Origin of the sequence: Streptococcus sp. DD04 (assembly GCF_001578725.1) — a bacterium.
GTDB lineage: Bacteria > Bacillota > Bacilli > Lactobacillales > Streptococcaceae > Streptococcus > Streptococcus sinensis.
Map to the genome: position 1 here is coordinate 95,504 of NZ_KQ968979.1, position 9,490 is coordinate 104,993.

Below are 9,490 nucleotides of genomic sequence, written 5' to 3' on the forward strand. Positions count from 1 at the left end.
GGAAGCGACCACCAAATGGCACCAATAGAAATAGACGTCAAGACTAAAACAACCTGCTCTGGTCCATAAGCAATCGAAGATAAAGCGTCACTGGAGAGCATGGCTAAAGCTTGCATCTTAGTCAGTAAATGGCCATCATCGCCCTCTTTCCCAGATTTTAATGGGCGTCCAATAAAAAAGCCTTTTAACTTGGAAAACATAAGTTCCTCCTTTAAAAACATGAGCCATTCTACTCCTTTTCAGAAAACATGTCAATACTTTTCTGAAAATAAATTTTCATAAATTTAAACTTCTTGCTTTTTATCCAAATGCTTGATGAAAACCATCTCAGTAGATATCAACACCATTCTCCAATCTTACTAGCAAAAATGAAGCTGAAGAGGACAGGAATCTCAAGCGGGGGAGTTAGAAAGTACTCGAACAATCTATTTAAAGTTTCAAACACACTCTCCTACAAAATCTTCCATTTTTTCTGGAAACAGCATGCTTGTTTATAAAAAAAACGAGCTTTATGCCAAGCTCGTTTTTGATATTTAAATTTCTTAAATTTTAGTGATTGTTAATAAAAGAGTTCTATCTCAGAATAAACAAGATGACAATGAATCAGAACGAGGCCTCAATCTTCCGAATACACCAACCAATCAGCTCTTCCAGTCGCTCAATAGATTCGGTCATATGCAGGTAGCCCATGACAGCTTCAAAGCCGGTAGACATCCGGTAGGTGACGATGTCCGTATTCTTAGCCTTGGTGTGGCTGTTGGCATTGCGGCCACGCTTGTAGATATCCTCTTCCTTTTCCGTCAGAATCCCTTCTTCTAGCATGAGAGAGATGAGATTGGCCTGAGCCTTGGCAGAAACGTACTTGGTCGCTTCCCTGTGCAGCTGATTTGGCTTGGTCAGCCCTTGAAAAATCAGGTGTCGCCGAATATACATGGAGTAGACAGCATCTCCCTCAAAGGCGAGAGCGATACCGTTAATCAGGTTGACATCAGTCACGTGTCCACCTCACTCCGTCCTTAGTATCCAAGAGCTTGATGCCCTGAGCAGCCAATTCATCCCGAATACGGTCTGCAGTCGCAAAATCCCGATTAGCACGCGCTGCTTGGCGTTCCTCAATCAAGCGCTCAATATCCGCATCCAAGACTTCTTCTACAAAGACGATACCAAAAACTTCTAAGAGCTTGGCCAAGGCTGCCTTAACTTCAGCGGTGTAATTGCCAGAGTTGATCCACTTGGCTAGCTCGAAGACAACCGTGATACCATTGGCCGCATTAAAATCTTCGTCCATTGCAGCGGTGAACTTGTCTAGAAAGACCTGAAGCTGAGCAGAGTCTGCCTGACCAGTGAAAGGCTGCTCATAGGTATTCTTCAAATACTTAAGATTGGTCGCAGCATCATGAACTGCTTTTTCCGTGAAATTAATCGGCTTGCGATAATGCTGGGTAGCAAAGAAGAAACGCAGCACCTGACCATCAATGGTCTTGAGGGCATCGTGAACAGTAATGAAATTGCCTAGAGATTTGGACATCTTGACATCGTCGATGTTGACAAAGCCATTGTGCATCCAGTAGTTGGCAAAAGTCTGACCAGTCTTGGCCTCTGATTGGGCGATTTCATTGGTATGGTGAGGAAACTCTAAGTCTGCTCCTCCACCGTGGATATCAATGGTATCACCCAAAATCTCCGTCGACATGACCGAACACTCGATGTGCCAGCCTGGACGACCTGCTCCCCAAGGGCTGTCCCAAGAAATCTCACCTGGCTTAGCTGCCTTCCAGAGAGCAAAGTCCACTGGATTTTCCTTTCGGGCGGTCTCCTCGTCTGTCCGACCAGAAGCCCCCAATTCCAAGTCTGCCAAGGTTTTGTTGGCTAATTTGGCATAATCGTGAGACTTTTCGACGCGGAAGTAGACATCGCCCTCTGACTCATAGGCAAAACCTTTTTCAATCAAGTCTTCCACAAAACGGATGATGTCAGCCATAAAGTCAACCACACGCGGATGCTGAGTAGCCGGCTTGACCCCCAAAGCGGTCACATCTTCGCGAAATGCGGCGATATACTTGTCCGCCACTTCTTTGGGAGTGATGCCTTCTTCCTTTGCCCGATTGATAATCTTATCATCTACATCCGTGAAATTGGAAATATAGTTGACTTCAAAGCCCCGATACTCAAAATAGCGGCGAACCGTGTCAAAAGCTACTGTTGAGCGGGCATTGCCGACATGGATGTAGTTATAAACCGTCGGACCGCAAACATACATGCGAACCTTGCCCTCCTCAATGGGCACAAATTCACGCAGGCTGCGGGTCATAGTATCATAGATTTTGATCATATTTACGATGCTGAGAGTCCTTAGAAAGCAGATAAGATCAACTACAGAAGCAGTCCTCTATTTTCAAACTTTCTGTCCCTACTCAGTTCCTTTCTAGTTCCTTTGCTATTGTCAAGGCGATGGTGAAAAAAGTCATGGCATCAGCCGTCCGCTCTTCATGGCGGGCATCCCAGGTTCGGTTATGATGATCCACATAGTCGGCTGTGTAGAAAAACTGATAGACCTTGGTCTGGCGGAATTGACTCCAAGCCATGATAGCCGAAGCTTCCATGTCCACCACTTGAGCTCCAGCAGCTAAGCGACGCTTGACCTTATCAGGCGTTTCCCGATAAAAGGCATCAGTCGTCCAAGACTTGGTGCGGATATGCTCGATATCGTGCTTATCAAAGATGGCTTCCAGCTCAACTAACAGGGAGTCATCATAGGTAATTTCATCACTCTGTGGGGCATAATGATAGCTAGTGCCTTCATCTCGCAATGCAGCAGCCGGCAGGATAATCTTGTCCGCCTCAATCGAGCGGTCCAAAACGCCACAAGAACCTAAAATGACGAAATTCTTGAAACCTCTGGCTGCCAACTCCTCCAGCTGACCGACTACCATCGGAGCTCCAATAAGTGCTGTCATGACTGCCACTCGATTTCCATCACATTTATATATATACCAAGGAAATTGACCGTTAAGATTTTTTAAATAGCCTCCTTGATAGACTTTTTCTGACTCAATCAAACGTTGCAGAATTTCTCCGTTAAAGGACAGGATGATAGTTTCACAAACCTCACCCTTGTCCATAATCTACCTATCTGTTGGTTCGATAACCCCAGCTACATCTTCAAATTCTTCTAATAGCATAGCCCCTCTTTCTTTAAGGCTTCAGCAAAGCCACCTTCATCTTTTCTATGCGGCGCAGCTTGGTCTCATCTTTCTTAGCTTCACTGATATAGCAAGCCCATTCTTGCTGATGGCTGGAAGGTAGTTTGGTAAAATGCTCCTTGGCAGGACCATCCAACATTCCTTGCAGCTCAAGGACTGCTTGATTCAAAATAGAATCTGACATAGCCATCTCCTCCAGCTTTCATTTTTTGCTTTGAACATACTTGTAAACAAGTGCTTCACGTTTCCCCTAAAGTTCTGACGAGTGATGGCTGCTATCACGGGCATGCTCCAGCTTATCCAGATAGTATTCCCGCTTCTCCTCTACCTCGTGGATGGTCGGCTCATCTTTCTGACCGTGAACACGAACAATCTTAGCTGGGATACCAACTACTGTCACGTCACTAGGCACATCAGCCACGACTACAGCACCAGCACCGACCTTGGCATTTTCACCAATTTCAACTGGGCCAATGACTTGAGCGTGAGCGGAGACTAAGGCACCCCGACGCACTGTCGGATGGCGTTTGCCTGTATCCTTGCCTGTTCCTCCTAAGGTCACACCGTGGTAAAGCATGGCTCCCTTCTCTACAATGGCCGTCTCTCCAATCACCAGACCGCTACCATGGTCGATAAACACACCCGACTCAATCTGGGCGCCCGGATGAATCTCAATCTGGGTCCAGAAACGCCAGAACTGGCTGTGCATGCGAGCCAGCAGCTTGAAGCCATGCCTCCATAGAAAATGCGAAAAACGATGGGCCGCCAAGGCTTTGAGACCCGGATAGGTTAATAAAACTTCCAGCGATGTTCGCGCTGCTGGATCATTTTCTTTTACAATATCAATGGATTCTTTCCACCAACCCATGCTAACCCCTTCCTTTCTCTTAAATAAGGAAAGACGAGAGCTCAGCTCGTCTCTACTAATGTTCATCTTACTCTAGGAAAAGTAAGCGGTTCAGAAACTCTGGCATAGAACCTGCCAGCTTCAAACTAGTTAGACAGTTACCTGCAAACACGCCCGACTCCTAGCCGCCTAGACTCCCATAGGTCAAAGCAAACCTTTTGAAAGAGAGGGTGCCCCAAACGGACTAGTTTCTCTATCCTTCTGTTTGCTCGACTTTGACTTCCTTTCGTTCCTTGTGAACTTTTGGATGATGATGTTTACCATGGTCTTTCTTTGGCTTATCAGACTTAGGCGGACGCGGCAAGAGAGCCTTCATAGAGGCATCTACGCGGCCTTTTTCGTCAATCTTAATGACTTTAACATCAACAAAGTCACCAATTTGCACCAGATCTTCGACATTGTTGGTCCGAGTCCAAGCCATTTCCGAAATGTGAACCAGTGCATCCGTCTTGTCAAAGAGGTTGACAAAGGCACCGAATTTCTCAATTCGAACAACCTTGGCATGATAAACTTCGTCCACTTTTGCTTCGCGGACCAAGCCAGCAATGATTTCCTTGGCACGATTAATGGCATCTTGGTCGCTGGAGTAGATGGATACATTACCCTCTTCATCGATATCAATCTTAACACCTGTTTCAGCGATGATCTTGTCGATGGTTTCTCCGCCTTTTCCGATGACAATCTTAATCTTATCCACATCAATCTTGATGGTGTCGATTTTCGGAGCAGTCGGAGCCAACTCAGGACGCGGAGCTGGGATAGTCGCTTCAATCAAGTCTAGGATTTCAAAGCGGGCTTTCTTAGCCTGGGCCAGAGCTTCTGTCAGGATTTCCGCTGTAATTCCTTCAATCTTGATATCCATCTGCAGGGCGGTAATCCCTTCGCGGGTACCAGCTACCTTAAAGTCCATATCGCCAAAGTGGTCTTCCAAACCTTGAATGTCCGTCAGAACTGTATAGTTGTTGCCATCTGAAATCAATCCCATGGCAATTCCGGCAACCGGTGCCTTAATCGGCACACCACCAGCCATCAAGGCCAGAGTGCCCGCACAGATAGAGGCCTGTGAGGACGAACCGTTTGATTCCAAGACTTCCGCTACCAGACGGATAGCATACGGGAAGTCTTCCAAGCTAGGCAAGACTTGCTCCAAGGCACGTTCCCCAAGAGCACCGTGTCCGATTTCACGACGGCCAGGAGCCCCATAACGACCTGTCTCACCGACAGAATATTGCGGGAAGTTATAGTGGTGCATGAAGCGTTTCTTGTATTCTGGATCCAAACCATCAACGATTTGCGTCTCGCCCATTGGTGCCAGAGTCAGAACAGACAAGGCCTGTGTTTGCCCACGGGTAAAGAGACCTGAACCGTGTACACGAGGAAGGAAGTCAACAACCGCATCCAAAGGACGGATTTCATCGACTTTACGACCATCAGGACGGACCTTATCTTCGGTAATCAAACGGCGAACTTCAGCATGCTCCATTTGCTCCAAGATTTCAGCCACATCACGCATGATACGGTCGAATTCTTCGTGGTCTGCATATTTTTCTTCGTAGACTGCTGTGACTTGGTCTTTGACAGCCTGAGTTGCGGCTTCGCGCGCCAGCTTTTCTTCTACCTGAACAGCCTTTTGCAAGTCGCTGTTGTAGGCTGCGACAATCTCTGCCTGCAACTCTTCATCAACATGTAGCAATTCTACTTCTGCTTTTTCCTTGCCAACTGCTGCTACGATTTCTTCTTGGAAAGCAATCAATTCTTTGACTGCTTCGTGCCCTTTGAGAAGAGCTTCCAGCATAACATCTTCAGACAGCTCCTTGGCTCCAGACTCTACCATGTTGATAGCTTCTTTGGTACCAGCCACTGTCAGTTCCAAAAGCGAAACTTCTTTTTGTTCCTTGCTAGGGTTGATGATGAATTCACCATCTACATAGCCAACCTGAACTCCTGCGATAGGGCCATTAAAAGGAATATCTGAGATAGAAAGAGCCAGAGAGCTACCGAACATCGCTGCCATTTGAGGCGAAGCATCTTCGTCATAAGAAAGAACAGTATTGATAACCTGAACTTCATTGCGGAAGCCTTCCGCAAACATAGGACGAATTGGGCGGTCAATCAAGCGGGCAGTCAAAGTCGCATCTGTTGACGGACGGCCTTCGCGCTTGTTAAAGCCACCAGGATATTTTCCAGCCGCATACATTTTTTCCTCATAGTTGACCTGCAATGGGAAAAAGTCACCAGTAGCCATCTTTTTGGACATGGTTGCCGCAGTTAAAACGGTACTTTCTCCATATCGAACAACGGCGCTGCCATTTGCCTGCTTTGCAACCTGACCGGTTTCAACTACCAGCTCACGACCTGCAAAAACGGTTTTAAAAACTTGTTTTGTCATAAAGACTCCTTGCCGAGCACATGCTCAAATTTTTTCATACGCCTTGGCTACAAAGATCAAGATATTAAGACCATCAAAAGCAAAGTAAAAATAGGAAACTGGTGAAGTCTTCGATGAAGAAAAGACCGTTTATCTTTTTACACAGCTTTTAGGTCGTATTCAGTTCATCAAGATACACTTAAAGTGCTAAGGAGCGGTTCGACTAGCTCTTTTAATTTGATTTGATGGTCTTAGTAGCTTATTATATCCTCATCTTTGTATCAAGCACGTACAGACCCTATTTTACCACAATTTCAGTCAAAAGAAAAAGACCGGAAATGGCTTTTTTCTATAAAAATACTGAAAATCTATTTTTCTTTTTTCTAAGCAGACAGCTGAAGTCATATTTCCCTAATTTTTTCCTATGAGCAAGGCATTCTGAAGGATTTTTTGCTATACTGAATATAGCTATTTAATCAAAAGGAGTAAACTATGGAACAAAAACATCGTTCTGAATTTCCAGAAAATGAACTCTGGGACCTAACGGCCCTTTACCAAGACCAAGAGGACTTCCTGCGGGCCATCGAAAAGGCCAGAGAGGACATCCAGAAATTCGTCCGTGATTACCAAGGCAAGCTTAGCACTTTCGAAGATTTTGAACGGGCATTTGCTGAGTTGGAGCAGATTTATATCCAGATTAGCCACATTGGCAACTACGGCTTTATGCCACAGACCACTGACTTTGGTGACGAGAGCTTTGCGCAGATTGCCCAAGCAGCTATGGAGTTTGAGACGGAGGCCAATGTCGCACTCAGCTTCTTTGACGACGCCCTGGTCGGTGCAGATGAGTCTGTCTTAGAGAGACTAGGCCAAGAAGCCCATCTGACTTCAGCCATTCGCCAGGCTAAAATCAAAAAAGCCCACTATCTGGGAGCGGATGTCGAAAAAGCCTTGACCAATCTGGGCGAGGTCTTTTACAGTCCACAGGATATCTACACCAAGATGCGGGCTGGCGACTTTGCTATGACCGACTTCGAAGTAGACGGCAAAGTTTACAAAAACAGCTTTGTCACCTATGAGAATTTCTACCAAAACCATGAAAATGCAGAAATCCGCGAAAAAGCTTTTCGCTCTTTCTCAGAAGGACTTCGTCAACACCAAAACGCCGCTGCTGCTGCCTATCTGGCTCAGGTCAAGTCTGAAAAACTGCTGGCTGACATGAAGGGCTATGACTCTGTCTTTGACTATTTGCTAGATGAGCAAGAAGTTGATCGCTCTATGTTTGACCGGCAGATTGACTTGATTATGAGTGAATTTGCCCCAGTAGCTCAGAAATACCTCAAGCATGTCGCTAAGGTAAACGGACTTGAAAAAATGACCTTTGCCGATTGGAAGCTGGACTTGGACAGCGAGCTTAATCCTGAAGTCAGCATTGACGATGCCTATGACCTGGTCATGAAGTCAGTCGAGCCACTCGGACACGAATACTGCCAAGAAATCGCCCGCTATAAAGAAGAACGCTGGGTAGACTTTGCGGCCAATGCCGGAAAAGACTCTGGAGGCTATGCCGCTGACCCTTATCGGGTCCACCCTTATGTCCTCATGAGCTGGACCGGTCGCATGAGCGATGTCTATACTTTGATTCATGAGATTGGCCACTCTGGTCAGTTTATCTTCTCTGACAATCACCAAAGCTACTTTAACGCCCACATGTCCACCTACTACGTGGAAGCACCGTCTACCTTTAATGAGCTCCTGCTCAGTGATTACCTGGAACGCCAGTTTGATAACCCACGCCAGAAACGCTTTGCCCTTGCTCACCGTCTGACGGATACTTACTTCCACAACTTCATTACTCACTTGCTGGAAGCTGCCTTCCAACGCAAGGTCTATACTTTGATTGAAGAAGGCGGAACCTTCGGTGCAAGCAAACTCAACGCTATCATGAAAGAAGTTTTGACAGAATTCTGGGGCGATGCCGTTGAGATTGACGACGACGCTGCCCTGACTTGGATGCGCCAAGCCCACTACTACATGGGACTTTACAGCTACACTTACTCCGCAGGTCTGGTCATCTCTACTGCCGGTTACCTCCACCTGAAGAATGACGAAAATGGTGCCCGTGACTGGCTTGAGCTACTCAAATCCGGCGGCAGCAAGACTCCGCTTGAGTCTGCTATGATTATCGGAGCAGATATTTCGACAGACAAACCACTACGCGACACCATTCAATTCCTATCTGATACTGTTGAGCAGATTATTGCTTACAGTGAGGAGTTGGGGGAATAATGAATAGACAAAATCAGCTTGAACCTTTCGTTCAAGCTGATTTTTTAGCCTTTATAATAATTTTAAAAAAGTCTGAACAAATACAAATAAAGTAAAATGTAAGCACTGAAACAGGTGATAAAGATAAGCCACCTTGTCCAGAACTGGGACTTGATATAATTTTCAGGTCGCAATAGCCCTATGAAAAACCAGATGAGACTCCAAAAAATCAATCCCAATAGCTGAGCGGCAAAATATGAAATGAAAAGCAAAACAGGAATCAATAAGGCCAGTACTATTATAATCCTTTTTTGTGTTATCTGTTCCCGCTGGATCATACACCCCACAAAGAAACAGAAGACCGCTGGAGCGATGAATGGTGTCAAAATCATAAAAGCAAAGAAGAAATTCGCTAATAACTTAATAATAACCAGCACCTCGTTTCCATCATGTTTTAAATAGTCCCTCCCTCTAGCGTGGCCTATTAACAACTTTACCCGATAATTTTCTTTTTTCTTATTATACCTTAAATATTGTCTTTTTTAACAAAAAATTTAAAATTAATCTATTTGCTTATCTTCTTCAATCATTTATTAGTGAAAACAAAATAGACCACTCCCAAAAAAGAGCAGTCTCATTTTAAAACAGGTCTATTTTAGTCTTGCACTCACTGACTATCCTAACTCCGCCACAATGGCTTTAATCTGCTGGGCAGTATGGACACCCGCTACCTGCTTGACGACT

At 45.5% G+C, this 9,490-nt stretch carries 8 protein-coding genes and 1 pseudogene; 1 reads left to right on the top strand and 8 read right to left on the bottom strand.

From position 1 onward, the window contains the following. Positions 1-8: 8 nt before the first annotated feature. The 7 genes and pseudogenes from STRDD04_RS11515 to pnp form a co-directional block, all read right to left on the bottom strand. Positions 9-200 (bottom strand): annotated as a pseudogene (locus tag STRDD04_RS11515) (amino acid permease); the annotation flags it as partial. A gap of 403 nt (positions 201-603) precedes the next feature. Continuing rightward, positions 604-996 carry a Mini-ribonuclease 3 gene (locus STRDD04_RS07385; RefSeq protein WP_062201056.1) on the bottom strand — a complete coding sequence of 131 codons (393 nt, stop codon included), beginning with the start codon at positions 994-996 and terminating at the stop codon, positions 604-606. Beyond that, positions 989-2,332: a cysteine--tRNA ligase gene (gene cysS / locus STRDD04_RS07390; RefSeq protein WP_062201058.1), complete on the bottom strand. Its 1,344-nt coding sequence runs from the start codon at positions 2,330-2,332 to the stop codon at positions 989-991. The genes STRDD04_RS07385 and cysS overlap by 8 nt, the downstream gene beginning before the upstream one ends. Positions 2,333-2,414: 82 nt before the next feature. Further along, the gene (locus tag STRDD04_RS07395) at positions 2,415-3,122 is read right to left on the bottom strand and encodes a nucleoside phosphorylase (protein WP_231853913.1); all 708 of its coding nucleotides are present in this window, start codon (positions 3,120-3,122) and stop codon (positions 2,415-2,417) included. Positions 3,123-3,195: 73 nt separating this feature from the next. Further along, positions 3,196-3,387 (bottom strand): YdeI/OmpD-associated family protein, encoded by a 192-nt coding sequence (locus STRDD04_RS07400; protein WP_231853914.1) that lies wholly within the window; start codon positions 3,385-3,387, stop codon positions 3,196-3,198. A gap of 66 nt (positions 3,388-3,453) precedes the next feature. Continuing rightward, positions 3,454-4,071 carry a serine O-acetyltransferase gene (gene cysE / locus STRDD04_RS07405; protein WP_062201064.1) on the bottom strand — a complete coding sequence of 206 codons (618 nt, stop codon included), beginning with the start codon at positions 4,069-4,071 and terminating at the stop codon, positions 3,454-3,456. Positions 4,072-4,303: 232 nt separating this feature from the next. Further along, on the bottom strand, positions 4,304-6,499 hold the full coding sequence (gene pnp / locus STRDD04_RS07410; RefSeq protein WP_062201066.1) for a polyribonucleotide nucleotidyltransferase: 2,196 nt from the start codon (positions 6,497-6,499) through the stop codon (positions 4,304-4,306). A gap of 471 nt (positions 6,500-6,970) precedes the next feature. Here pnp and pepF point away from each other — a divergent pair, with 471 nt between their 5' ends. Further along, entirely contained in the window at positions 6,971-8,767 is a 1,797-nt protein-coding gene (pepF, locus tag STRDD04_RS07415) for an oligoendopeptidase F (RefSeq protein WP_062201069.1), read from the top strand. 62 nt (positions 8,768-8,829) lie between these two features. Here the strand turns inward: pepF and STRDD04_RS11520 are convergent, their stop codons facing one another. Continuing rightward, positions 8,830-9,231 carry a hypothetical protein gene (locus STRDD04_RS11520; RefSeq protein WP_082757371.1) on the bottom strand — a complete coding sequence of 134 codons (402 nt, stop codon included), beginning with the start codon at positions 9,229-9,231 and terminating at the stop codon, positions 8,830-8,832. Positions 9,232-9,490: the final 259 nt, after the last annotated feature.

Coding starts and splice junctions, on each gene's coding strand:
- pnp (WP_062201066.1), bottom strand. CDS start 6,499: ATGACAAAACAAGTTTTTAAAACCGTTTTTGCAGGTCGTGAGCTGGTA.
- pepF (WP_062201069.1), top strand. CDS start 6,971: ATGGAACAAAAACATCGTTCTGAATTTCCAGAAAATGAACTCTGGGAC.
- cysE (WP_062201064.1), bottom strand. CDS start 4,071: ATGGGTTGGTGGAAAGAATCCATTGATATTGTAAAAGAAAATGATCCA.
- STRDD04_RS07400 (WP_231853914.1), bottom strand. CDS start 3,387: ATGTCAGATTCTATTTTGAATCAAGCAGTCCTTGAGCTGCAAGGAATG.
- cysS (WP_062201058.1), bottom strand. CDS start 2,332: ATGATCAAAATCTATGATACTATGACCCGCAGCCTGCGTGAATTTGTG.
- STRDD04_RS07395 (WP_231853913.1), bottom strand. CDS start 3,122: ATGGACAAGGGTGAGGTTTGTGAAACTATCATCCTGTCCTTTAACGGA.